Source organism: Winogradskyella sp. R77965 (assembly GCF_044594915.1).
Lineage (GTDB): Bacteria > Bacteroidota > Bacteroidia > Flavobacteriales > Flavobacteriaceae > Winogradskyella.
The window spans coordinates 3,047,089-3,072,236 of the sequence record NZ_CP138990.1; the positions used below are offsets into that span (position 1 = coordinate 3,047,089).

Here is a 25,148-nt window from a genome sequence, read left to right on the forward strand (position 1 = left end):
GATTGGTGCTAAAATATTACGAAATTGCTAAGCAAACGTTTGCGGAAACGTTTGCGGAAACGCTTTTAGTTGAAATTTCTTATGAAAAAAAAGATTACTACTTTAAAAATGCTAGCTCAAGCTTTAGACCTTTCTATTTCTACGGTATCTCGTGCTCTAAACGACCATCCAGATATTAGTGACGAGACAAAGAAAAAGGTTAGACTCTTGGCACAGTCTATGAATTATACGCCAAACATCTTTGCAAAAGGTTTTCGCAAACACAAATCAAATATTATTGGAGTTATAGTTCCTAACATCACCCATTATTTTACTACAACAATAATTCGTGGCATATTAGAAGAAGCATCTATAAAAGGCTATCGCGTCATTATTTCTGAATCAAATAATGACGTTATTAAACAAAAAGAAATGTTCAATACTATGATTCAATTTGGTGTGGATGGTATATTGGCTTCTTTAACAAAAATGACCAAAGAAATTAATAATATATTACCCATTATTAATACTCTCCCACTAATTTTATTTGATAAAGTATCGGATAAAATACCTTGTACTCAAATTACGATTAATGACGAGGAAGCTGCTTTTAAAGTAGTAGAGCATCTTATTAATATCGGAAAAAAGAGAATTGCTATTATTAAAGAAAGAGAGTTTTCTTATACTTCTGAAAAAAGATATGCTGGTTATCTGAGAGCCTTAAAAGAGCATGATATAGAAATTGATGAGAAAATCATTATTAGTGTTGATGACATTTCTCTGCAGCAGGGTAAGAGAATGACTAATATATTATTAAGTATTAAAAGAAAGCCGGATGCTATTTTCGCAATTACTGACAGTGCTGCAATAGGTGTAATTCAAACTCTGAAAAAATTCAACATTAAAATTCCAGAAGAGATAGCTGTTGTTGGATTTAGTAATTCTATAAATTCAACGATTATTGAGCCTAAACTTACCACAGTTAATCAACCGGGAAATATAATTGGAAAAAATGCAATTAAATATTTAATACAAGAGATAGAGAATGATACTGATAACGATTTTGCGATTAACAAAACAATAGAGGTAAAAACTGAGTTAATAGTAAGAGATTCTACTTTTAAAGTATCTTGACTGTTTATATAAAGAATTGCTTAGCTAAAAATAGTCTCACTTAAAGCATAATAAATTGCCATTAAAGCAGAGAATATAGCACTTCCTAAAAAACGCCATTTCAATTTAAATCGATTTTGAATAATATAATTAGCAATAAAAGAAATCAAAATATTTGCTAAAAACGACCAAAAAGCAATAACTAAAAGGTTCCAACGAATAGCTTCAAATTGACCAGAAAACAATTTGATGAATAACAAATGTCTGGCTATCCATAATGGATTAAAATACAGTATGGCTAAACCGGTTTTTGCCAATGTTGCTTTTATGCCTTTTAAAAACTGTGTCTTTTTTACAATCCAATCAAAGTAATTCGGAATTTCAAAAGCATAAATTGTAGCGCCAACTAACATCATACCTAATAATCGCATCCAAGAGAACTCATCTAATAATAATGCAGCAATAGTATCACCAGCACTATAAATTAGTGCGCCTTTAATTATATTTTGTTTTTTGTAATGAAGTGCGATAATGCGATTATTTTTGGTAAAGACCCATTAAAACTTTTTCAGGAGTCATTGGTGCATGAAATTTTAAATCATAGTTAGGATTAAAGGCTTTTATCGCATTCTGAATCGCAAAATAAGCACCAATACCATACATTAAAGGTGGCTCACCAACGGCTTTGGATTTTAGTATAGCCAGTTCATGACCTTGTGTTTCTACTGGAATCACCTCAACTTCTTTTGGTACCGAAAATATATCAGGAATCTTATAAGTTGATAGTGCGTTTGAAAGCAATCGACCTTCATCGTTATAAGCAATTTCTTCCATGGTCATCCAACCGATGCCTTGTGCTAGTGCTCCTTCTACCTGTCCTAAATCTATACCTTCACTCATGCTTTTTCCATAATCATGAACAATCTTAACCGAATCAAATTCGTAAATACCACGTGTACAATCTACAGTTACAGTCGTAATTGCTGTACCGAATACATGATAAGCAAAAGGATGTCCTTTTTCTTTGGTTTTATCAAAGTGAATTTCTGGTGTGGCGTAATGCGCATTTTCAGTTAAAGCAACACGTTTTAACATCGTTTTACTGATGAGTTCTGTCCAAGATAAGCCTGTTTTTTTATTGTTCACATAAACAAATTCATCTTTTAAATTTATGCTGTCCTCTGAAACATGTAAGTCTTCAGAGGCTACAGTTTTTAAACGCTCTAAAAGCGAATTACACGCCATTAAAGTAGCTTTTCCATTTAAATCTGCAGTCGAACTTGCTGCAGAAGGTGAGGTATTAGCAACTCTGGTCGTGTTGGTCGTTTCTATCTTTATTTTTTCTATTGGGATTGAAAACACTTGTGCTGCAATCTGCATAATCTTCGTATTCACACCTTGTCCCATTTCTACAGCTGCAGTACTTATGCCAACACTTCCATCTAAATAAATATGAACCAAAGCTCGTGCGTGATTCATTGGCGTATTGGTAAAGGAAATACCAAAGCAAATAGGCATAAAAGCGATACCTTTTTTGAATGCATTATTGTTCTTGTTGAAGTCTTCAACTTCGTTCTCTAAAGCTTCAATATTAAAGGTGTTTTTAGCAGAATTCCAAGTGTTTTTAGCTTCTACTTTTTTAGCAATCTGTCCATAAGAAAAGGTATCGTTTTCATCTAACAAGTTGGCTTCTTGGATTTGTCTCGAAGTCACACCAATTTCAGATGCAGCTTTCGCAATCGCAGATTCTATAACAAACATCCCTTGCGGTCCACCAAAACCTCTAAAAGCTGTGTTTGGTGGTAAATTAGTTTTACAGCTAATTACTGTGGTTGTGACATTAGGTACAAAATAACTATTGGTTGCATGAAACAACGTTCGCTCAGCAATTGCAGGAGATAAATCTGCTGCTGCTCCAGAGTTTTGAAGGAACTCAGCTTCGTAAGCCAATATTTTCAAATCTTTAGACAATCCGATTTTATAAGTACTTTCGTAAGGATGACGCTTGCCTGTCATTCTTAAATCATCATGACGATTAAGTATCAACTTTACCGACTGATTTAGATGATAAGTCGCTAAAGCGGCCATCACTGCCCAAGGTGTCGCTTGGTCTTCTTTACCACCAAAACCACCACCCAAACGTGTCACATCAACTTCAATTTTGTGCATAGCAACACCAAGCACATTAGCCACCGTTTTTTGAACAGCAGTTGGTCCTTGCGTTGATGAGGTGATTTTTATATTGCCATTCTCTAAAGGTTCGGCATAAGCACCTTGTGATTCGATATATAAATGTTCTTGTCCGTTAGAGAAGGTTTCCCCTTCAAAAACGTATGCACAATCCTCGAGTGCTTTTTCAGAATCACCTAAACTAAATGATCGTGGTGCATTGATAAAACTGCCTTTTGCTTTGGCTTGCTTTGCTGTTGTAATGACTGGTAATTCTTCGATGTCAATGTCTATTAACCCTCTAGCTTTTCTAGCTATGAATTCAGACTCAGCAACTATAAGAGCAATTGGCATTCCCCAAAAATGAACCTCTTTTTCTGCAAACAAAGGTTCATCTTTAATGATGCCTCCAATTTCATTTTCACCAGGTACATCTTTATACGTAAAAATACGTTCAACACCTTCTAAAGCTTCTGCTTTAGAATAATCGATATGTTTTATTTTTCCGTGTGCTTTTGGCGAATCAAAAACCACAGCGTGGAATGTGCCTTGTCTTGCATTCACATCGTCCACATACAAGGATTCACCACGAACATGAGTATAGGAGTCTAAGTTTTTTATGCTTTGCCTTAAAGACATAGACACAGCATCTAATTTAGAATCCAATTCGTTATTTGATTTGTTTTTATGCATTTTGAACAAAGTCTTTTAAAGTGAATACTTCAGGAAATAACTCTATAAAATGTGCAAAGAATAATTGTTGCCCTAAAAGACGTTTGTAATCGCTTGTACCGCGAACATCACTAATAGGTAAAATTTCACTTTGAAGCACTTCGCTGGCTTCTAATATTATTTCAGAAGTCAATGCTTTTCCTGTTAAAAATGCTGAGGTTTCATGCAAATATTTCGGTATAGCTGCAACACCACCAATAGCTACATGCGCTTCTGTAATCACATTATCTTCAACTGAAATACTTGCTGCAGAATTGACACTAGCGATATCTAGATGCGTGCGTTTACAGACTTTTTCAAAATTAAAAAATGTATTTTTTGAAGGTAATTTAAAATGAATATCCTTCAATAATTCTTCTTTTTTTAGATCATAAGTTTTATAACCTTGATAAAAGTTTTTTAGTGGGAGATTTCGTTCTTTACCAGATTCTGTTGAAATGCCTATATCACTATTTAGGGCTAAAAAGAAAATCGTCATATCTCCAATTGGTGATGCATTTACAAAATTGCCACCTAAGGACGCCATGTTTCTAATTTGTTCTGAAGAGACTAGCTTTAAGTGTTTTTTTAAATTAGGAAATATGGAATTGAGTTCTGAATGATTCCATAAATCTGAAACTGTCGAATTTGTACCAATAATGCAAGTGCCATCTTTAATTTCGATACCTTTTAAATAGTCTTTTTCTGCAATAAGGTGGACATCATTGTCTGCCAAATGGTCGGCTTGTTGTACATACAAATCGGTTCCTCCAGATACATATTTTCCTTTAGGTTGATTTCTGTCTTTGGCTTCTAAATCTTTTAATCGTTCGGGAATAGCCTCAAAGTAATTTGGAATAAATCCGTTTTCAATCAACCAGCTAAATGATGGGTTGTCTTTGGTTTTTAATTTTCCAACTACCTGATGCGCTGCTTTCTCTATGGCTTTGTAGCCTGTACAACGACAAATGTTTCCACTAATGGCGTCTAGTGCATTACTATAATTCTTTTCAGAATTTGATAATGCAAAACCAGTTAGCGAAACCACAAATCCAGGAGTACAAAATCCACATTGCGTCGCATAATTGGCTTTCATAGCTTCTTGAGCAACAGTTAATTTATTTTGAAGATTAGTGCCTTCAACTGTAACAATATGTTTGCCATGCGCATTTCCTAATGGTGAAATACAAGAGGTTATACTTTGGTATTCTAGACGATTATTTTTTAACTCTCCAACTAAAACAGTGCAAGCGGCACAATCTCCTTCACGACAACCAATTTTGGTGCCTGTAAGGCGTTGTTCGTAGCGCACAAAATCCAATAAGGTCATTCCAGAATGCTCTGACGTTATTATGGTTTTGTTATTTAGGATGAAGGTTATCATTTACTAATACTCAGTTTTATCTTCTTTTTTAGTCCATTCTTCAAATGCTTCTAAAGCAATCTCACGAGCCAACTGCTCAAAAGGGATACTTCTTTTATCGTAAGGTAAAGGAATTTCTTTATAAATAAACGCGTCGTCAAAGCCAACGTTTGCGGCATCAACTTGGTTACTGCCATAATAAACTTTATCTGGTCGTGCCCAATAAATAGCACCCAAACACATTGGGCAAGGTTCGCACGACGTATAGATTTCGCAACCATCTAATTGAAACGAATCCAAATTTTTACAAGCATCTCTAATAGCTGTTACCTCAGCGTGTGCTGTTGGGTCGTTTGTTGAGGTCACTTTATTGTTTCCGCGTCCAACAATTTTTCCGTCCTTAACCACGATACATCCAAACGGTCCTCCTTCATTATTATTCATTCCTTTTAAAGCTGAGTTTACCGCTTCTTTCATGAATTGTTCTTTATCTGCCATAGTTCTAATATAATTATTTTTTCTTTTATCTGTAGTAATTGCAATGTAGCTAAAATAGAGTTTTATAATGCTATTTTAATTATTAATAAAAATAACAGCGAATTGAAAATTTATTGCTTTTCTCCAAATAAATATTCTTTATCCGCCAGGAAATAATATTTGGTTATAATGTATTATTTTTAAGGATATATTGCTCTTAAATTGTTTAATAACTAAGTAGAACCTTTAGTCTAAACTTTTCATGAAACCCGATACTAAATACACCAAGAGTGGAGACGTAAATATTGCATACCAAGTTTTTGGTTCTGGTGCTATTGATTTGGTCTATATTCCTGGATGGATTTCTAATATTGATTTAATGTGGGCTTGCCCAGAGTTAGTTAATTTTTTGAGTGAATTAGGGAAAATAGCTCGAGTTATTTTATTTGATAAACGTGGTACTGGACTCTCTGACCGCGTTGTTGAGTTTCCCACTTTAGAAGAACGCATGGATGATATCAGAGCTGTTATGGATGCTGTAGATTCTGAAAAGGCTGTGTTGTTTGGGCATTCTGAAGGAGGTTCTGTATCAGCACTATTTGCTGCGACTTATCCAAACCGAACAATCTCACTAATTACTTTTGGGATATTTGCTAAACGTATTTATTCACCTAATTATCCTTGGGCACCAACCAATGAAGAGCGTCAGAAAGTTTATGATATGATTGAAATGAGTTGGGGAAGCGGTGATATGAATTTAGAATCATTAGCGCCTTCTAAAGCCAATGATAAAGTGTTTATGGATTGGTTGGCAAATTATTTTCGATCAGGTGCGAGTCCTAGTGCTGCTCTGAAACTGACAAAAATGAATACGCAAGTAGATATCATTAATATATTGGGTTCTATAAAAGTCCCTACTTTAATTTTACAACGTAGTAATGATGTTGATGTAAAAATTGAAGAAGGACGATTTATAGCCGAACGTATTGAGGGAGCAAAACTTGTTGAGTTTGAAGGCGATGATCATTTGTTTTGGGCTGGTAACACGTTAGAGGTTTTGGAGGAAATGAAGGCTTTTATTTTAAATGTAAAGCCAAAACTTGTTTATGAAAAACAACTTTTCACCATAATTGTTGGGCGTTTAATAACACCAGAAACTGATGCCTCATCTTTCAGAAAACGAATTAATGCTTGTGTAAAACAGTTTAATGGTAATACTGTTCAATATAATGAGGAAACATTTACAGTTACTTTTAATGGACCTAGTAAAGCAGTGCTTTGCAGTATTGATTTAGTTGATATTATTAGTGGCTTAAATGGACAACTTAATATTGGTATAAATATTAGAGAATGCTTTGCAAATCATTGTATAAGTAAAGAAACAGAAAACGTAGCCACATCTATACTAAAGCAATCTCAGCCAAATCAGATCTTATTGACTCAGACTGTAAAGAATTTATTGATAGGTGTAAATTTAAATTTTACGTCTTATAAAACAATTTTTGATGTTTCCTCTGGCGAATCTATTTTATTATTTACGGTGACTAAAAATGAAAGACAGAATAGACTTCTCAATACTATAGACCAGAGTAAACTTACTCAATATGATTCTTTTTTAGAAACAGTAATACAAACTATCAATACCAATATAAATAATGAAGATTTTGGTGTTGTAATGCTATGCCAAGAGATAGGTGTCAGTGAACGACAGTTACAGCGAAAACTTAAAGAAATTACTCAAAAATCTCCTAATCAATTAATTTCATCAATCCGTCTCAACCTTGCTAAGGAACTTATATTAAGTACTCAGGACACAATTTCTGAAATTGCCTTTAAAACAGGATTCTCAAATCCTTCTTATTTCTCTAAATGCTTCAAAAAAGAATTTAGTGTAAATCCTTCTGATCTAAAAGTCAATAATTAGTATTCTTATTTTTTAATGTCGGGATTTTTACACCTCGTCGGTTTTACACTACTGTTTTGTCGTAAATGTTTATATGTTAGGCGCGCTTTTGTTAACTAAACATTGATCATACCATCTATTTTTGTTTTTATAATTATAGTCTAAAAAAATTCGATTATCAAATCTTAATAAACCACAGATTTTAATAAAGATGAAAGCAAGTAAATTAATTATACTGTCCTTATTTACCCTGTCTATTTACAGTTGTAGCTATGATAGTGAAAGTGATTTAATAGATGCAGATGATCCAATGGATCCAAATCTCATAGTTAACTATACAGACAATGTAGAGCCAATAATACAAAGTGCTTGTATTGGTTGTCATGCCAGTCCACCTGTAAATGGAGCGCCTTTTTCTTTAGTGAGCTTTGAACAAGTTAATCAGCGCGCTAGTGCTATGCTAAATAGAATGAGTTTGCAAAGTGGATCACCAGGAGCAATGCCTCCATCTGGGCGATTGCCTCAATCTACTATTGATGTGTTTGAGCAGTGGATAGATGACGGAAAACTAGAGGATTAAATAGACTTTTTTCAAATCCCAAATCTTATAATACCATAGTATTTACAATAAAAAATATAGACTAATTAAATTATCTAAGATTAAAATAATAATAATTATGAAAACTAAAAACAATATAATTATACAACTGCTATTGTCTTTTGTTGTGTTAATAACAGCTTCAAGCGTATTAAGTGCTCAAAGTAAATACATTGATAAAAAGGGTGAGATCACATTTGAAGCTTCAGAAGAGCTTTTTGAGCCTGTAAAGGCTACTAATGAATCTGTTACAGTTATTCTAAATACCGAAACTAATGAGATTGCTTCTCTAGCACTTATGAAAGGTTTTAGGTTTAAGAACTCTTTAATGGAAGAACATTTTAATGAGAATTATATAGAATCAGAAACATATCCTAAAGCTACATTTAAAGGAAAATTATCGGATTTCAATTTTTCAGAAATAACAGAAAATGATACAGAAGCAACCGTTGATGGGAAAATAGAATTGCGTGGAAAAGAAAAAGAAATTACGACAACCTTAATCATTAAAAAATCGGGAGATTTTGTAATCATTCAGGGGTCATTTAAAGTGACTCCTGCCGATTTTGATATTGAAATTCCAGGCATTGTAAAAAACAAAATTGCTAAAGAAATAATAGTATCACTAGACTTTAAACTTACTCAAAAATGAAAAAGAAAAAAGTTATAATTCTAAGTGTAATTGCTCTTGCAGTCATAGCGGCTTTTTTTGTTTATGATTACACATTTAATAGTGAACATAGAGATATTGCCAGTGAAGAGGCCACAATAGCTTTATCAGCTAAACAATTGTATTCTGATTTTCAAAATGATGAGGCAGCAGCTACAATTAAGTATTTAGATAGAGTCATAGCCATAGAAGGTGAAATAACTGCTATTGAAATAAATGATATCATTTTAAATGATCAAATACAAACAAACTTTAATGCGGAACAAGTGCCAAAAGTAGCAGAAGGCACTTCTTTAACAATTAAAGGAAGATGTGTTGGCTACGATGAGCTTCTCGAAATGGTAAAAATTGATCAAGCAACTATAATTAATAAATAAACTCTGATGAAATATATATACTTATTAATTTTTTTAATACCAACATTAGTTTTTTCACAGGATGATTTATTTTCTGAAATAGATGTTGAGGTTGAAGAAGATTATAAAAGCGCAGCCTTTAAAGGTCTTAAAATTGTAAATTTTGAGTCTACAAAAATGATATCAGCAAATGAACTTTACCTTATAGTGTCTCATAGATTTGGCTCAATAGAAACTGGTTTTAAAGATTTTTTTGGTTTAGACCAAGCTGTTACAAGAATAAATTTTCTTTACGGTATTACTGATGGTATTAATATTGGTGTTTCCAGAAGTTCGTTTCGTAAAATTTATGAATCATCTCTTAAAATACGTTTGGTAAGAGAAAAAAAAGGTGGTTTTCCTTTTACTATTGTAAGCTCAAGTAATATTTTAATTAATACCTCTTTGGATGATGCTATATTACCAGGTTTGAAGTTTAAAAATAGACTAGGCTACACAACACAGTTGTTAATCTCTAAGAAGTTTAACCAGAATTTTTCATTACAATTAATGCCTACATTTTTTCACGATAACTATGTGGATATTGATGAGCAACACAACTCTCAATATGTTATTGGCTTTGGAGGAAGACATAAGCTAACAAAGCGTTTATCTCTAAATTTTGATTATGGGTGGCATTTAAATAGAGCGGATAATTCACCTTTTGTTAATCCACTTTCAATTGGCGTTGATATAGAAACAGGAGGACATGTTTTTCAATTGCATTTTACGAATGCACAGCCTATGAATACTAATGGATTTTTAGGACAGGGAACAGGTGACTGGGGAAAAGGTGATATTTTCTTTGGATTTAATTTGTCGAGAGTTTTTTAAAATGCCAAAAGAAAAAAATATAATATCTGTGGCGAGAATAAAAGTTGAGCAGCGCTTTTGTAACAATTGCTCAGTTTGGATTAAAAATGAACTACAAGAAATTGATGATGTAAATAATGTTAGGTTATATCCTAAAGAATCGTTGATAACATTCAACTTTACGAAAGCATATAAACTATCCACGGCTTTAAATATCTTATCTGAAATCGGATATTATGAAAGTGGAGAAAAAGTGAATAAAGAACAGTTACAAGAGATTTGTAGTTGCTAAAAATAATTTTTGTTAATAGTTTTTATAATTGATTAAGGGAAAAAGGGGTCGTCTTCGGAAGGCCCTTTTTTATTTAAAAATTTCTTTTCAAAAATTCATTTGCATTTATAAATAGCACGCGATCAATAATTTCTTGCGCCGAAATCTGGTTTTGTTCTTTCAAATTCTCACCATGTTCATTGAGGTACTCCTGAGCTTTTTCAACTAAATAAGGTTTTATAGTGGCGATGTTTTCGCAAGTCCAGAGTCCTTTTATTGGATTAACGATACCATCAAAATCTGAACCTATTGCTACAGTTTCCCAACAAAAAAAACCATTTTCATCAAGAATTTCGGCTATATGCTGAATTTGATTCCAGATTAATTCGGATTTGTTTTTATAACGTCTTTTTTTGTTTGGCCAATAAATACGAGAACTACGAATAGCCCTTTTACTGCCAATACGTCGTTCATCTAATTGTAATCCAAAAATACCTGTAGATTTTGCAATACGCAAGATTTCTGAATCGTAAAAGTTGATATCTGTATCATTGAATTCTTTGCTAAGCTTTGAGTCTGAAATATTCCATTCAACTATAGAACGTTTTCCGTTTACAGCTCCATGACTAACAATTATTGGGATGTTTTCGTTAGCGTATTTAGTATCTAGTAAATGATAGTATGTTTTTCTAGATGCCGTACTCATATGCTTAACATCAATGAGAATACGTTTATTATCAGAATTGTCTAAAAGCTTATCAATAACTTTATAACCTAAATCCGTGATGTCTGAGTTTAACCCACGGTTTTGTTGCTTTTTAATCAAACCAATACCAATACTTCGAGCATGTCCACAAATTTCATTATAAAAATGATGTGCTAAGGTGACGAAGAGTGGTTTGTGATTCCAGTTTTTAATGGTGTTGATATTATTTAAAACATTAGCTTCAATAGCCGTGTCTTTGTCTTTTTCTAGACCTGTTTCAAAAGCATGTGCACCTTCAATAGTGTTGACTAAACTGATAATTTTTCGGTCTGAAGTGGAGTCATTTATATTATTCTGAATATCAGTATAGCTATTAACTAATCGGTAAGTGTAAGTGACACCATCAATGATTTGAGCCATATTGTACAACTGTAAATAGTAATTGTATTCATCTTTTAAATCTTGAAAATAACTGTTGTGATTCCTGAGATTGTCAATTCGTTTTTGACTAATTCCTGCAGCTAAATTCACTAATACATCTGGTATAAATTTAAAGCCCAACATTTTCTCTTTTAGGAAATGCTTTTCAAATGGATACAAAGAAATAACGACAACATTGCAGTCGGCTTTTGATAATGCAGTAAGATCAGTTTGTGTAAATTTAGTTAACGTTAGTAACCTGTTGACTTGGCGCTCTAATAAATTAGGTGGACTATAATGCCAGACTGAATTCTTACGACCGCTATTAAGTGGGTTCTGTTTTTGAGGCTTATATTTAAAACTCTTTCCGTAAGGTTTTAAAGACGGATGACAATGAAGGTCTATGTAAGAATTACGCATCTCTAGCTAATTGTAACTATGAAAAGATAATTGTTTTTTGCCAGAATTATGTATAAAGAGGTTCTAATTTATAATAGATCTTCATGTATTACATTACTCAGATTAAGCAACATATTGCTTTTTACTCGTTTTAATTTTGGTCTTTGGACTAAAAACAGGTTTCAAAAATCTTGCGAGTTGATCAAACTCAATTAGAAAAGCATCGTGTCCATGAATCGACTTTATTTCATGGATATTTACATTCTCTTTTACACTTTTGAGTTCTACGAAAGTAGTCCAGTTTTCTTCTGCTTTAAAGAACAAATCCGAGTTAATAGTAATGATATGAATATTGGATGTGATTTTTGAGGCCACCTCTAAGAAGTCACGGCTTTCTTCTGTTATATCAATAGTTCGTAAAATTTGATTCATCATTTTATAAGCAGCTAGGCTAAAACGATTATTTAAGGTATCACCATGATAATTTAACCATGACTCAATATTAAACAGTGCATCATTTTTCTTAGTTCTTTCAAACTTTTGCTTTAAAGATTCTGGCGTGCGATATAGGGTCATGGCATGCATTCTGGCATCTGCCAAAGGATCGCTTGAATGATTCAATATAGCATCTTGAATATGACAATTGGCGATTAACCAATCTGTTGATTTCCAATCGGTAGCTACAGGAATTAAATGCTCTATTAGGTTAGGTTTTAACGCGGCCAATTCCCATGCAATTCCGCCTCCAACGGAACCTCCAATAACTGCAAAGAGCTGTTCTACTTTCAATCGTTCTAACCCCAAGGTAAACAATTTAGCTATATCTCTTGCAGTAAAATCTTTATAGTTTTCTATTAAGTTTTCAGTTTTATTGTCGTAGCCATTTCCTGGAATATTGAACGCTAAAATGGTATATAAATTAGTATCTATACAATTGTTTGTCCCAATTAGATCATTCCACCAACCTTGCTCGCCAATAACATTAGAATTAGCTGTAAGAGCATGATTTACTAAAACAATAGGAGCATTGTTCAGTGCTTTTCCAAATGTTTGGTATGACAGGTTTATGGAATACGTCTTGCCGGAATCTGTAAGAAAATCAGGAATATGTATATACTTTAATTTTTCCATTTTTGAAATAGGATTCTACTTTATAAATGCTATACTTCTGTCATTTCGAGCGCAGTCGAGAACATCGAAGTTCTAGCTTCTAATGGATTTCGACTACGCTCAATGTGACAGTTTTCTTAGATTTTTAGTTTTGAAATTAAACCGTTTGCTTCTGCTTTACAACAGCAAAAGCTTCTTTTAAATCAGCTTTTAAATCTTCTATGTTTTCAATTCCAACAGACAAACGAATAAGGTCTTTGGTAACTCCTGTAGTTTCTTGAGCTTCATCATCTAATTGTTGATGAGTCGTACTCGCAGGATGAATAATGAGTGATTTTGTATCTCCAATATTTGCCAATAGAGAAAACAGTTTCGTCGTATCTGCAATGGTTTTTGCGGCGTCGTAACCACCATCAGCACCAAAGGTTACAATTCCACTTTGACCTTTTGGTAAATATTTTTTGGCAAGACCATTGTATTTGCTCGTCTCTAAACCAGGATAATTTACCCAATTTACTTCTGGTTGTTCTTGCAACCATTTTGCAAGTTCTAGTGCGTTTTCGCTATGCTTTTGGATACGTAATTCTAAAGTTTCTAAACCTTGTATAATTTGAAATGCATTAAACGGACTCAATGCTCCACCATAATCTCGTAAGCCTTCAATTCTAATTTTTGCTATAAATGCAGCAGCTCCAATAACTTCGCTATATACTAATCCATGATATCCAGCTGACGGTTCTGTAAACTCTGGAAATTTTCCGTTGGTCCAATCAAAAGTACCAGCATCAATAATAACTCCTCCAAGTGATGTTCCATTACCATTGATGTATTTGGTTAAGGAATGAATTACAATGTTTGCCCCATACTCAATTGGGTTAAGTAAATATGGTGTTGCCACTGTATTATCGACTATAAGAGGTACTTTGTGTGCTTTCGCTGCAACAGAAATAGCCTCAATATCTAAAACATCGAGTTTTGGATTTCCTAAAGACTCAACAAAAATGGCTCTTGTATTTTCTTGAACTGCTTTTTGGAAATTTTCTGGATCAGAAGGATCTACAAAAGTGGTTGTAATGCCATGTCTAGGTAATGTAACGCTTAATAAGTTGTAGGTTCCACCATACAAACTATTGGATGCAACAATATGATCTCCAGCTCTTAAAAGTGTTAATAGTGTCGTAGAAATAGCTGCTGTACCAGAAGCTGTCGCTACTGCAGCGATGCCTCCTTCTAATGCTGCTAAACGTTGCTCTAAAATATCGTTCGTAGGATTGTTTAATCGTGTGTAAATAAATCCTGGAACTGATAAATTAAATCGTCCTGCGGCGTCATCTGAATCATCGAAAACATAAGCTGTAGATTGATAAATAGGAACAGCTCTTGTTCCACCAGTTTGATTTGTGTCGTGTCCTGCATGCAACGCTTGAGTTGCAAATTTTTGTGTACTCATTTTTCTAGTTTTTTGAGTTAATAAAAAATTAATTCAAAAGCCAAATAAGCCTCTTTTGTTCCCTGAGCGTAGTCGAAGGCAGAAGCGTACTTAATAGAAAAATGTTATAAAGAAAATGCTAACCACAGATGAGTAATTAGTCTTGAGTTATCTATCTGGAATTTGCAAAAAATGACTTGCGTATTCAAGTAGAATTTAGCACCTTCTTAGTAAATCTAAGGGTTGCTAAGGCTTCAATGGGTCTATCCCTCTGCCTTTCTTGATAACATTTCAGTAAGTGTTTGAACTTTGTGAGCACAAATATTGCAACACAAAAATTTAAAATCCAAATTTATTTTAGTTTTTATGCTTTTTTTATGAAATTCTGAAAGTTAAGATATATTTTTTGCTAAATACTTAGTCTTAATAACTTCACCAACAGGTTTGTTTTGAATCTTACTTTCGAGCCAAGAAATAATATCTAAATATAGAAACGCTCTACGCTCAAAGGGATGGTCTTCAAAAGTTTTTAAAGTTTTATGTAGTTCTTTGAACGCATTTTTAAGATCGTGAGGATAAATATCTTGAAGACCTCTAATAAATTTTATCATTTCTTTTTGCACTTCATGTAGGTCATTCATTTTAATTAAAAACTTATAAGTGCTTCGCAATAGTGTTTCTAAATGATAGTCTAAACCAGCTTCGTAATGTGCAACAAGATTTAAAACTCTGGAGAAGCATAGTAAATCTTCTCGCATTGAAAGTGTTTTGTTAGAAATGATTTTGTCCAAATATTTTATACATGCTTTATTGTTTCCTGCACCAAAATGTAAACTAGCAAATTTGTAGTAAAATATCATTTTATGATGTGGATCAGTTCTGTCTTTAAAATAAATGAGTTCTTTCTCAATAACAGGAATTAATTTTAAGCCCTCTTCAAAACTTCCATCTATAAAATGTTGATTGATACTATGAAAATTCGTGTAAAGAAAAACTAATGTAGAAACGTTTTCATCTTTGGCAAATTTTGGGCTATCAACGGTGTCTTTAAAATGTTCTAATTTCTTTACAAATTTAGGTTTGTTGCCAATAAAAAATAGAGATTCTAATTGGTAGTTGTTACCTTTTAAAAAGAAGACAGGATTAAGGTTAATCATGCTTGGGTTTTCATAAAATAAATTCACCCATTTTGAAGCGTATTTATAACAATTCAAAAAATCTTGCATTAAAAAACTATACCATAAATGCGCTTTATAAAGCCACAATTTTTCTCTAAAACCTAATTTAGACACATTGACTTTTGGGAGACGGTCATTGAAATATTTTGTAACCTTCTGACTTTCTTTTTCGTTTTTTACATAACCTGTTTTTAGGATAATGCTGTATAGTTGAAGCGATAAATTAGAAAGCTTACTTGCTATCACATTCTGTGAGCTTAGTTCTTTTGCTTGCATTGCCAACTCATCTGCTCTTGAGCTAATGCTTCGGGTAATATATTGAGATTCAATTATTTTTTCGAGTTCTACAATTTCAAAAGCCATATTTTTTTCCTCATTAACTACTGCTAATTCTTTGGCTTTGTCTAGAATTTTTAGACTCTGTTTATATAGGCCTTTATGATATAAAATTGATGCAAAATCAAGTTGCTCCCTAATTTGAGAACGAATATTTTGATGCGATGGATTTAATTTTAAGCTAATTAATATCTGTTTGTATAAATGCGCTTTTACATTAGCAAGTTGCTGCTTTTTTACAATTCCGCTTTTTAATATTGCAGCTTCACTGTAGGCTTTTGCCTTGTCTAAAAGATTAAAAAGTTTTAAGAATTTTGAATCTGTATTTACACCAAGTCTCCCTACATAAAGCTTAAATTGTCTTTTCTCAGACTTTGTCAAGGACTTTACAAGTGAAAATAAATTATCTTTTTGGTCTTTAGTTATCAATATAAAATAGTCTTATGTTATTGAAAATCAGAATCATAATATATAAATTTGATTTTGAACATCGTAAAATCAATTTATAGGTTGTGTATTTAGACAAATTCAAAACCTAACTTCGTTAGACAATACTAAACTATATTTTGATATATGTCAAATAACAATATACAAATCTTCGATACAACGCTTCGTGATGGAGAGCAAGTTCCGGGTTGTAAACTCAATACAGACCAGAAAGTCGTCATCGCAGAACAACTGGATTCACTAGGTGTGGACGTCATAGAAGCTGGGTTTCCAGTATCTAGTCCAGGTGATTTTAAATCCGTTGAAGCCATTTCAAAAATTGTAAAAAATGCTACCGTTTGTGGATTAACTCGATCTGTAGAAAACGATATAAAGGTAGCGGCAGAAGCTTTAAAATATGCTGTAAAACCAAGAATTCATACAGGTATCGGTACGTCAGAATCGCATATTGTGCATAAATTTAAAACCACACAAGAGGATATTTTAGAGCGCGCTTATGCAGCTGTAAAGTATGCGAAATCTTTTGTAGAAGATGTTGAGTTTTATGCTGAAGATGCTGGTAGAACAGATAATGAATATTTAGCAAGAGTATGTGAAGTTGCTATTAAAGCTGGCGCAACAGTATTGAATATACCTGATACAACTGGCTATTGTTTGCCAAGTGAGTATGGTGCAAAAATCAAATATCTTAAAGAGAATGTAAAGGGAATTGAAAAGGCTATTTTATCTTGCCATTGTCATAATGATTTAGGATTAGCAACTGCAAACTCTATTGAAGGAGTGATTAATGGAGCGCGACAAATAGAATGTACTATAAACGGTATTGGAGAGCGCGCAGGTAACACTGCTTTAGAAGAAGTGGTTATGGTGTTAAAACAACATCCATATCTAAAGTTAGATACAAACATTAATACCTCAATGTTGTACGGAATGAGTCAGCTTGTTTCAGATAGTATGGGAATTTATACACAGCCTAATAAAGCCATTGTAGGAGCTAACGCTTTTGCTCACAGTTCTGGAATTCACCAAGATGGTGTTATAAAAAACCGTGAAACTTACGAAATTATAGATCCAAAAGATGTAGGTGTAACTGATTCTGCTATTGTACTTACGGCAAGAAGTGGTAGAGCTGCTTTAGCTTATAGAGCAAAAAAAGTGGGCTATGAATTAACAAAGCTACAATTGGATGATGTCTATGCTAATTTCTTAAATTTTGCAGACAGAAAGAAAGAAATCAATGATAGCGATATTCATCAAATAATTGAGACTAGCAAGGTGTATCAACAAATAATTTCAGCATAGATGTCTAAAAAAACATTATTTGATAAAGTCTGGGATTCTCATGTGGTCAGTACTATTGAAAACGGCCCGCAGATACTTTATATTGATAAACATTTAATACACGAAGTGACAAGTCCGCAAGCTTTCAATGAATTGGAAGATCGCGGAATTCCTGTTTTTAGACCTGATCAAATTGTCGCAACGGCAGATCATAACACTCCGACTTTAAATCAAGATCAACCTGTAAGAGATGCATTGTCTAGACAGCAATTAGAACAGCTTTCAAAAAATTGTAAAAAAAACAATATTACATTATATGAGTTAGGACATAAATATAATGGAATTGTGCATGTAATGGCTCCAGAGTTAGGAGTGACCCAACCAGGCATTACCATGGTCTGTGGAGATAGTCACACTTCAACACATGGTGCATTCGGAGCCATTGCATTTGGTATAGGAACAAGTCAAGTAGCTCAAGTATTTGCGAGTCAATGCTTGTTATTGAAAAAACCGAAAAGTTTAAGAGTATCGGTTAATGGCAAATTAAAGAATGGCGTCTTACCAAAAGATGTCATTCTTTATATTATTTCAAAATTGGGAACAAATTCGGGTACTGGTTATTTTTGCGAATATGCAGGCAATGTCTTTGAAGAGATGAGTATGGAAGGTCGAATGACGGTTTGTAATATGAGTATTGAAATGGGAGCGCGTGGCGGAATGATTGCACCAGATGAAACCACCTTCGAATATGTAAAAGGTCGAAAATTTGCACCAAAAGGGGAAGAGTTTGATAAGAAAGTAGCGTATTGGAAAACCTTACCAACAGATGAAGGTGCTCAATTTGATAAAGAGTATAGCTTCGATGCAGAAGATATAGAACCAATGATTACATATGGCACGAATCCTGGAATGGGAATTAAAATTTCTGAAACAGTTCCAGTAGATGAAAATCCATCATTTAAGAAGTCATTGGCTTATATGAATTTTGAAGCTGGTGAAAGTTTAATAAACAAGCCAATTAATTTTGTGTTTATAGGTAGTTGTACTAATTCTAGAATTGAAGATTTTAGAGTTGCTGCAAATTATATAAAAGGTAAGAAAAAGGCGGAAAATGTGACAGCTTGGTTAGTACCAGGAAGTAAGCAAGTTGAAGCTCAGATTATAGAAGAAGGTTTAAAGACTGTTTTTGATGAAGCAGGTTTTGAACTACGTCAACCAGGATGCTCGGCATGTTTAGCAATGAATGATGATAAGATTCCTCAAGGCGAATATTGCGTTTCAACCTCAAATAGAAATTTTGAAGGCCGGCAAGGACAAGGGTCAAGAACTATTTTGGCTAGTCCATTAGTGGCTGCTGCTACAGCAGTTGAAGGTAAGATTATAGATATTTCAAAACACTTGAATTAATGGAAAAATTTACAACACTAAAGTCAAAGGCCATTCCATTACATATTGAGAATGTGGATACAGATCAAATTATTCCTGCACGATTTTTAAAAGCAACGGATAGAAAAGGGTTTGGTGATAATGTTTTTAGAGATTGGAGGTACCATAAAGATGGAACTGTAAATACCGATTTTGTACTCAATGATTCAAAATACTCAGGTAGTATTTTAGTTGCTGGAGATAATTTTGGTTGTGGATCGAGTAGAGAACATGCAGCTTGGGCAATAACAGATTATGGTTTTAAGGTGGTGGTTTCTAGTTTTTTTGCAGACATTTTTAAAGGAAATGCTCTAAATAATGGCTTATTGCCTGTGCAGGTTTCAAAAGAGTTTTTGAGTGACTTATTACAACAAATTGAGTCCAATCCTCAAACAGAATTAGAAGTTAATCTTGAGAATCAGACCATTTCTGTTATAGATTCTAATTTATCGGAAGATTTTGAAATTGATCCTTACAAAAAGACCTGCATGATTAATGGCTATGATGACATCGATTATCTTGTAAATAATAAAGAACAAATTGTAGCTTTTGAAGCTCAGAAAATATACTAATTAGTACGAATGAAACATCCATTATTGAATTTCTAATTACAATACGAAATGATAATTTAGATGTTCCATGTGACCTTTGAAAAACAATAAAGATTTACACATGAAATTAAATATAGCAGTATTACCAGGTGATGGTATTGGTCCAGAAGTAACAAATCAGGCTGTGAAAGCACTAAAAGCCATTGCTTCAGAGTTTAACCATAATTTTAAGTTTACAACTGCAGATGTTGGTGCTATTGCAATAGATAAGCACAACGACCCTTTACCAGAGAAAACATTAGACTTATGTAAATTTTCTGATGCTATTTTGTTTGGTTCGATCGGTCATCCAAAATATGATAATGATCCTTCAGCAAAAGTACGCCCAGAACAGGGACTTTTGAAATTAAGAAAGGAACTAGGATTATTTGCAAATATTAGACCGGTAAAAGCTTATGAGACGTTATTAGATAAATCGCCTTTAAAGAAACACATCATTCAAGGTACAGATATTAGTATTTATCGGGAGTTAACAGGCGGTATTTATTTTGGTGAAAAGCAATTAAGTGAAGATGGTAATAAAGCTTCAGATTTATGTGAATACTCACGTGAAGAAATTGAGCGCATTGCGCATTTAGCTTTTAAAGCGGCGCAAACCAGAAACAATAAAGTCACTTTAGTTGATAAAGCTAATGTGCTCGAAAGTTCAAGACTATGGAGAAAAGTAGTTACTGAAATTGCAGAGCAATATAAAGATGTCACTTTAGATTTCTTATTTGTGGATAATGCTGCAATGCAAATGATTTTAAATCCTAAACAATTCGATGTTATTTTAACTGAGAATATGTTCGGTGATATCATTAGTGATGAAGCTAGTGTTATTGGCGGTTCTATTGGTTTATTAGCTTCGGCATCAGTCGGTGATAAGTACGCTATGTTCGAGCCTATTCACGGATCATTTCCACAAGCTACAGGAAAAGGAATTGCTAATCCAATTGCTTCAATTTTATCTGCAGCCATGTTGTTAGAACATTTCGGTTTATTAACAGAAGCAGAATTAGTAAAGCAAGCTGTTGATAAATCTCTAAAATTAAGTATATCTACTCCAGATATAAATTCAAAATACGATAATGTTACAACGGGCAAAGTTGGTGAGTTTATTGAAGATTTCATCAATAATCCAAAGGACACTAACATGAATTTTACTAACATCCATTTAGGACAATCTACAATCATATAAATTAAATGCCTACACAGCCAAAACTTACAAGATTTAATCAAAATGTATTGTCAAAGTATCAGATATACAACAGTATTTTTGTGACGCTACCGTTTGATACCATAACTAGAACAGGTACATTATTACCCTTATTTCATGCGACATGTAAAAAAGGGTTTGCTAATCAAGAGGATCCCACAACGATTGTCGAAACATTTTTCAAGAAATACCAAGCAAGACGATCGCCTCAAAGTCAAATTAATTTACTGTTTCGATTTATTCAATATATAGAGCGCCAGGTTGTTTTATTTGATGCTATTGAAGATGCGGCTTTTCCTGTTGTAAATAATATGGATGGTATTGGCACGCTAAGGAGTTTAAAAGAAAGTGTTACTGCAGATAACAAACTAGAAACCCTTCAAAAATATCTCGAAGAATTTAAAGTAAGAATAGTTCTAACAGCGCATCCAACCCAGTTTTATCCTGGTTCTGTTTTAGGAATTATAACCGATTTAACGGATGCTATTCGCGAAAATGATTTAGTTAGAATAAATAATCTATTAGCACAGTTAGGAAAGACACCATTTTTTAAAGACAAAAAACCATCTCCTTATGATGAAGCTGTGAGTTTAATCTGGTATTTAGAAAATGTATTTTATAAATCCTTTGGAACCATATATGATTACATTCAGCAGAATATTTTTGATGGCAAACAAATAGATAATGATATTATAAATATAGGCTTCTGGCCAGGAGGAGATCGCGACGGAAATCCGTTTGTAACACCAGAAATTACGTTGAATGTTGCTAATCGCTTACGTGCAACTGTTGTTAAGAATTATTATAGAGATGCACGTCGCCTAAGACGTAAATTAACTTTTGAAGGAGTTGAAGAACGCATAGTAGTTTTAGAAACGGAACTATGGAAGATTATAACGAATAAGAATTCTAACTTAACAGCCGAGAGTTTTGCTTCAGAATTACAAATAATTAAAGAGGTTATTGTGACAGAGCATCAATCGCTCTATGTGTCTGAAGTTAATAGTTTGTTGAACAAGATTCATCTTTTCGGATTTCACTTTGCCAACTTAGATATAAGACAAGATAGTCGTAAACATGCACAGTTCTTTAATGATATGGTTAATGCTTTATTAGAAAGCGGAAGCGATATTTTCCCAAAGAATTATCACGATTTAGCAGAAAAAGAGCAAGTAAAGATTTTATCTAAAATTAAAGGTGAAGTTGATTTGTCTCTAATAAAAGATGAGGAAACTTTAAAGGCTTTAAATACTATGAAGGCCATTAAGACCATTCAAGAAACAAATGGAGAAAAGGCTGCAAATCGTTATATAATTAGTAACAACCAGACGACACTTAACGTAATGCAATTATTTGCCATGTTGAAGCTGGTGGCGTTTAAAGATAAATTAACTGTAGATATAGGACCGCTTTTTGAAACTATAACGGATTTAGAAAATGCACCTATGGTAATGGAAGAGCTGTATACGAATCCAGAATATGCCGCGCATTTAAAATCTCGTGGAAATAAGCAGACTATAATGCTTGGCTTTAGTGATGGTACCAAAGATGGTGGATATTTAATGGCTAATTGGGCAATTTATAAAGCCAAGGAGAATTTGACAACGGTTTCAAGAAAATATGGAATCAAGGTGATTTTCTTTGATGGTCGAGGTGGACCACCAGCACGAGGAGGTGGAAAAACACATAACTTCTACGCATCTCTTGGGCCGACAATTGAAGATAAAGAGGTGCAATTAACCATTCAAGGACAAACCATTAGTTCAAATTTCGGAACTTTAGAATCGTCACAATATAATCTTGAGCAGCTTATAAGCTCCGGTATTGGTAATAGTCTTAGCGATTCAGAATTGAGTATGTTGCCTGAGAATAGAGATGTGATGACGGATTTATCTGAACGTAGTTACAAGGCTTATTCAGATTTTAAAGCCCACCCAAAATTTATTCCCTATTTGGAGCACATGAGTACACTTAAATACTATGCAAAAACTAATATTGGAAGTCGTCCATCTAAGCGTGGAAAAGCTGACGGCTTAGTCTTTGAAGATTTAAGAGCAATACCTTTTGTTGGTTCTTGGAGTCAGTTAAAACAGAATGTGCCGGGCTTTTTTGGTGTAGGCACAGCTTTAAAGCATTATGAGGATATTGGTGAGTTTGAAAAAGTACAGACCTTATTTAAAACATCTGATTTTTTTAAGACACTTATTGGTAATAGTATGATGTCATTGTCTAAATCATTCTTCGACTTAACAAGATATATGGCCGATGATCCTGAGTATGGAGAATTTTGGTCTATTATTTATAACGAATATGAAACATCAAAACGCCTCATATTAAAACTAACAGGTTACAAAGAATTGATGCAAGAAGAGCCTGCTGGTAAAGCATCTATTGCTGTTAGAGAATCTATTGTTTTACCTTTACTAACGATACAGCAGTATGCGTTAAAGAAGATACAAGAACTTGAGAAATCTGGAGTTAAAGCAGATGATAAACAAATGAAGATTTTTACTAGTATGGTAACCCGTTCTTTATTTGGTAATATTAATGCGAGTCGTAATTCGGCTTAAATGTATTCCTGCGAAGGCAGGAATCCACTTTTAATTTCACGTAAAAAATAAAAAACCCCGAAGCTTAATAGTTTCGGGGTTTTTATCTAAATGATTATATGTGTTTTTTGAAATAAGCATAGGGAATACTTTAATATAATCTTCATAATAATTTCACATCGATTGAGTTTCCTCGAAGGGATAATAGTATTAAAATTTATGCATAGGATTTTCTCCTTTGAGGGAACTTTAGAGGTGTTTTAGATGTAACTCCTCAAATGCTATTCAAATAAAAACCCTCTGAGTAATTTACTCAGAGGGTTTTCCCTAACAACTAATTAAACTAAGCAATCAATTTTAAAACGCTTAGTGTTCGTTTAATCTAAAGTCTGAATAAGCATCCATTCCGTGTTCGTGTGAATCTAGACCTTCTAATTCTTCACGTTCAGAAACTCTTATACCGACTGTTTTCTTCAGAACAAATATGATTAGAAATGAAGATACAATACAGATGGCAGCATAAGAAGCTACACCTATAAGTTGACTTACAAATTGTGCTCCACCAGCTAATTCTCCAAAGATACCAACAGCTAATGTTCCCCAAATACCACATGCTAAGTGAACAGCAATAGCACCAACAGGATCATCTAATCTTAACTTATCAATTAATGCAACGGCAAATACAATTATTGCACCTGCAATAGCGCCTATAAGAATAGCATCAGTAGGGCTCATTTGATCTGCACCAGCAGTAATACCAACAAGACCACCTAATATACCATTTAGGAACATTGTTAAATCTAAATTTTTATAACGTAGTGTAGAAACTAGAGCAGCAACAACACCACCAGCTGCAGCAGCCAAACATGTTGTAACTAAAGTTAATGAAGTTAAACCTGGGTCCGCAGATAAAACAGAACCACCATTAAATCCAAACCAACCTAACCATAAGATTAACACACCAGCAGTTGCTAATGGAATGTTATGCCCAGGAATAGCTTGTGGCTTACCATCTTTAAATTTACCAATTCTAGATCCTAAAAGGAATACAGCTACTAAAGCAGCCCAACCTCCAACAGAGTGTACTAATGTAGAACCTGCAAAATCATAAAATGGTGTCTCTAAAGTTTGTAAAAATCCACCTCCCCATTTCCAAGAACCTGCAAGTGGATAAATTATACCTACATAAATTACTGTAAAGATCATGAATGGTCCAATTTTCATACGTTCGGCTACGGCTCCAGAAACAATAGTTGCTGCGGTTGCTGCAAACATACCTTGAAATAAGAAATCTGTCCAGTACGTATAACCTTCGTTATATGCTAAGTCTAAAGCTCCGTCTACCATTGGTGCATCTAAACCAAATCCAGCAAATCCAATAAATCCATTGAAATCTCCAGGATACATAAGGTTAAATCCTACTAAACAATACAATAGTAAACCTACTGTGATAATAAATATATTTTTAAATAAAATGTTAATTGTATTTTTTTGACGTGTCAATCCGATTTCTAAAAATGCAAATCCCATGTGCATAAAGAAAACGAGTGCTGTACAGATCATCATCCATACATTATTTGTAGTTAATAATTCCATG

21 protein-coding genes and 1 riboswitch are annotated in these 25,148 nt (G+C 33.5%); of the genes, 12 read left to right on the forward strand and 9 right to left on the reverse strand.

From position 1 onward, the window contains the following. The first annotated feature begins 81 nt into the window (after positions 1–81). Entirely contained in the window at positions 82–1,113 is a 1,032-nt protein-coding gene (locus SJY34_RS13660) for a LacI family DNA-binding transcriptional regulator (RefSeq protein WP_400076537.1), read from the forward strand. Positions 1,114–1,133: 20 nt separating this feature from the next. On the opposite strand, the gene SJY34_RS13665 is transcribed toward SJY34_RS13660, so the two are convergent. The 4 genes from SJY34_RS13665 to SJY34_RS13680 all read right to left on the reverse strand — a co-directional run bounded on the left by SJY34_RS13665 (position 1,134) and on the right by SJY34_RS13680 (position 5,833). Beyond that, the gene (locus SJY34_RS13665; protein WP_400076538.1) at positions 1,134–1,523 is read right to left on the reverse strand and encodes a hypothetical protein; all 390 of its coding nucleotides are present in this window, start codon (positions 1,521–1,523) and stop codon (positions 1,134–1,136) included. A gap of 106 nt (positions 1,524–1,629) precedes the next feature. Then, a complete protein-coding gene (locus SJY34_RS13670; protein WP_400076540.1) occupies positions 1,630–3,954 on the reverse strand; it encodes a xanthine dehydrogenase molybdopterin binding subunit in 2,325 nt (774 codons plus the stop codon). Next, on the reverse strand, positions 3,947–5,356 hold the full coding sequence (locus SJY34_RS13675; RefSeq protein WP_400076542.1) for an FAD binding domain-containing protein: 1,410 nt from the start codon (positions 5,354–5,356) through the stop codon (positions 3,947–3,949). Before SJY34_RS13675 ends, SJY34_RS13670 begins: the two co-directional genes overlap by 8 nt. A 3-nt stretch (positions 5,357–5,359) precedes the next feature. Continuing rightward, complete coding sequence (locus tag SJY34_RS13680) at positions 5,360–5,833, reverse strand: nucleoside deaminase (protein WP_400076544.1); 474 nt, start codon at positions 5,831–5,833, stop codon at positions 5,360–5,362. 241 nt (positions 5,834–6,074) lie between these two features. Here SJY34_RS13680 and SJY34_RS13685 point away from each other — a divergent pair, with 241 nt between their 5' ends. The 6 genes from SJY34_RS13685 (at position 6,075) to SJY34_RS13710 (ending at position 10,483) form a co-directional block, all read left to right on the forward strand. Beyond that, positions 6,075–7,736: an alpha/beta fold hydrolase gene (locus SJY34_RS13685; protein WP_400076546.1), complete on the forward strand. Its 1,662-nt coding sequence runs from the start codon at positions 6,075–6,077 to the stop codon at positions 7,734–7,736. 190 nt (positions 7,737–7,926) lie between these two features. Then, entirely contained in the window at positions 7,927–8,295 is a 369-nt protein-coding gene (locus SJY34_RS13690) for a hypothetical protein (RefSeq protein ID WP_400076548.1), read from the forward strand. A 97-nt stretch (positions 8,296–8,392) separates the two neighbouring features. Continuing rightward, entirely contained in the window at positions 8,393–8,965 is a 573-nt protein-coding gene (locus SJY34_RS13695; RefSeq protein ID WP_400076550.1) for a YceI family protein, read from the forward strand. Continuing rightward, entirely contained in the window at positions 8,962–9,360 is a 399-nt protein-coding gene (locus SJY34_RS13700) for an OB-fold protein (RefSeq protein ID WP_400076552.1), read from the forward strand. Before SJY34_RS13695 ends, SJY34_RS13700 begins: the two co-directional genes overlap by 4 nt. Before the next feature lie 6 nt (positions 9,361–9,366). Further along, complete coding sequence (locus SJY34_RS13705) at positions 9,367–10,212, forward strand: DUF5777 family beta-barrel protein (protein ID WP_400076554.1); 846 nt, start codon at positions 9,367–9,369, stop codon at positions 10,210–10,212. Positions 10,213–10,240: 28 nt separating this feature from the next. Next, entirely contained in the window at positions 10,241–10,483 is a 243-nt protein-coding gene (locus SJY34_RS13710) for a hypothetical protein (RefSeq protein WP_400076556.1), read from the forward strand. A 73-nt stretch (positions 10,484–10,556) separates the two neighbouring features. Here the strand turns inward: SJY34_RS13710 and SJY34_RS13715 are convergent, their stop codons facing one another. From SJY34_RS13715 to SJY34_RS13730, 4 genes are all read right to left on the reverse strand, one after another. Beyond that, a complete protein-coding gene (locus SJY34_RS13715) occupies positions 10,557–12,008 on the reverse strand; it encodes a membrane dipeptidase (RefSeq protein ID WP_400076558.1) in 1,452 nt (483 codons plus the stop codon). A 102-nt stretch (positions 12,009–12,110) separates the two neighbouring features. After that, positions 12,111–13,118 (reverse strand): alpha/beta fold hydrolase, encoded by a 1,008-nt coding sequence (locus SJY34_RS13720; RefSeq protein ID WP_400076560.1) that lies wholly within the window; start codon positions 13,116–13,118, stop codon positions 12,111–12,113. A 136-nt stretch (positions 13,119–13,254) separates the two neighbouring features. Next, positions 13,255–14,547, reverse strand: coding sequence for an O-acetylhomoserine aminocarboxypropyltransferase/cysteine synthase family protein (locus SJY34_RS13725; protein WP_400076562.1), 1,293 nt, complete (start codon positions 14,545–14,547; stop codon positions 13,255–13,257). A 144-nt stretch (positions 14,548–14,691) separates the two neighbouring features. Next, a riboswitch (SAM riboswitch) is annotated at positions 14,692–14,816 on the reverse strand. A gap of 102 nt (positions 14,817–14,918) precedes the next feature. Then, positions 14,919–16,466: a hypothetical protein gene (locus SJY34_RS13730; protein ID WP_400081402.1), complete on the reverse strand. Its 1,548-nt coding sequence runs from the start codon at positions 16,464–16,466 to the stop codon at positions 14,919–14,921. 147 nt (positions 16,467–16,613) lie between these two features. Here SJY34_RS13730 and SJY34_RS13735 point away from each other — a divergent pair, with 147 nt between their 5' ends. The 5 genes from SJY34_RS13735 to SJY34_RS13755 all read left to right on the forward strand — a co-directional run bounded on the left by SJY34_RS13735 (position 16,614) and on the right by SJY34_RS13755 (position 23,572). Further along, entirely contained in the window at positions 16,614–17,789 is a 1,176-nt protein-coding gene (locus SJY34_RS13735; RefSeq protein ID WP_400076564.1) for a 2-isopropylmalate synthase, read from the forward strand. Next, positions 17,790–19,175: a 3-isopropylmalate dehydratase large subunit gene (gene leuC, locus SJY34_RS13740; RefSeq protein WP_400076566.1), complete on the forward strand. Its 1,386-nt coding sequence runs from the start codon at positions 17,790–17,792 to the stop codon at positions 19,173–19,175. Beyond that, on the forward strand, positions 19,175–19,765 hold the full coding sequence (gene leuD / locus SJY34_RS13745) for a 3-isopropylmalate dehydratase small subunit (RefSeq protein WP_400076568.1): 591 nt from the start codon (positions 19,175–19,177) through the stop codon (positions 19,763–19,765). Before leuC ends, leuD begins: the two co-directional genes overlap by 1 nt. 100 nt (positions 19,766–19,865) lie before the next feature. Next, a complete protein-coding gene (gene leuB, locus SJY34_RS13750) occupies positions 19,866–20,984 on the forward strand; it encodes a 3-isopropylmalate dehydrogenase (RefSeq protein ID WP_400076570.1) in 1,119 nt (372 codons plus the stop codon). Between the two features lie 5 nt (positions 20,985–20,989). Continuing rightward, positions 20,990–23,572 (forward strand): phosphoenolpyruvate carboxylase, encoded by a 2,583-nt coding sequence (locus tag SJY34_RS13755; RefSeq protein ID WP_400076572.1) that lies wholly within the window; start codon positions 20,990–20,992, stop codon positions 23,570–23,572. Between the two features lie 345 nt (positions 23,573–23,917). On the opposite strand, the gene SJY34_RS13760 is transcribed toward SJY34_RS13755, so the two are convergent. Beyond that, complete coding sequence (locus tag SJY34_RS13760; RefSeq protein WP_400076574.1) at positions 23,918–25,147, reverse strand: ammonium transporter; 1,230 nt, start codon at positions 25,145–25,147, stop codon at positions 23,918–23,920. Position 25,148: the final 1 nt, after the last annotated feature.

Excerpts from the sequence above, each read along its gene's own strand:
- SJY34_RS13660 (WP_400076537.1), top strand. The coding sequence starts at position 82 with ATGAAAAAAAAGATTACTACTTTAAAAATGCTAGCTCAAGCTTTAGAC.
- SJY34_RS13665 (WP_400076538.1), bottom strand. The coding sequence starts at position 1,523 with ATGCGATTATTAGGTATGATGTTAGTTGGCGCTACAATTTATGCTTTT.
- SJY34_RS13670 (WP_400076540.1), bottom strand. The coding sequence starts at position 3,954 with ATGCATAAAAACAAATCAAATAACGAATTGGATTCTAAATTAGATGCT.
- SJY34_RS13675 (WP_400076542.1), bottom strand. The coding sequence starts at position 5,356 with ATGATAACCTTCATCCTAAATAACAAAACCATAATAACGTCAGAGCAT.
- SJY34_RS13680 (WP_400076544.1), bottom strand. The coding sequence starts at position 5,833 with ATGGCAGATAAAGAACAATTCATGAAAGAAGCGGTAAACTCAGCTTTA.
- SJY34_RS13685 (WP_400076546.1), top strand. The coding sequence starts at position 6,075 with ATGAAACCCGATACTAAATACACCAAGAGTGGAGACGTAAATATTGCA.
- SJY34_RS13690 (WP_400076548.1), top strand. The coding sequence starts at position 7,927 with ATGAAAGCAAGTAAATTAATTATACTGTCCTTATTTACCCTGTCTATT.
- SJY34_RS13695 (WP_400076550.1), top strand. The coding sequence starts at position 8,393 with ATGAAAACTAAAAACAATATAATTATACAACTGCTATTGTCTTTTGTT.
- SJY34_RS13700 (WP_400076552.1), top strand. The coding sequence starts at position 8,962 with ATGAAAAAGAAAAAAGTTATAATTCTAAGTGTAATTGCTCTTGCAGTC.
- SJY34_RS13705 (WP_400076554.1), top strand. The coding sequence starts at position 9,367 with ATGAAATATATATACTTATTAATTTTTTTAATACCAACATTAGTTTTT.
- SJY34_RS13715 (WP_400076558.1), bottom strand. The coding sequence starts at position 12,008 with ATGCGTAATTCTTACATAGACCTTCATTGTCATCCGTCTTTAAAACCT.
- SJY34_RS13720 (WP_400076560.1), bottom strand. The coding sequence starts at position 13,118 with ATGGAAAAATTAAAGTATATACATATTCCTGATTTTCTTACAGATTCC.
- SJY34_RS13725 (WP_400076562.1), bottom strand. The coding sequence starts at position 14,547 with ATGAGTACACAAAAATTTGCAACTCAAGCGTTGCATGCAGGACACGAC.
- SJY34_RS13735 (WP_400076564.1), top strand. The coding sequence starts at position 16,614 with ATGTCAAATAACAATATACAAATCTTCGATACAACGCTTCGTGATGGA.
- leuC (WP_400076566.1), top strand. The coding sequence starts at position 17,790 with ATGTCTAAAAAAACATTATTTGATAAAGTCTGGGATTCTCATGTGGTC.
- leuD (WP_400076568.1), top strand. The coding sequence starts at position 19,175 with ATGGAAAAATTTACAACACTAAAGTCAAAGGCCATTCCATTACATATT.
- leuB (WP_400076570.1), top strand. The coding sequence starts at position 19,866 with ATGAAATTAAATATAGCAGTATTACCAGGTGATGGTATTGGTCCAGAA.
- SJY34_RS13755 (WP_400076572.1), top strand. The coding sequence starts at position 20,990 with ATGCCTACACAGCCAAAACTTACAAGATTTAATCAAAATGTATTGTCA.
- SJY34_RS13760 (WP_400076574.1), bottom strand. The coding sequence starts at position 25,147 with ATGGAATTATTAACTACAAATAATGTATGGATGATGATCTGTACAGCA.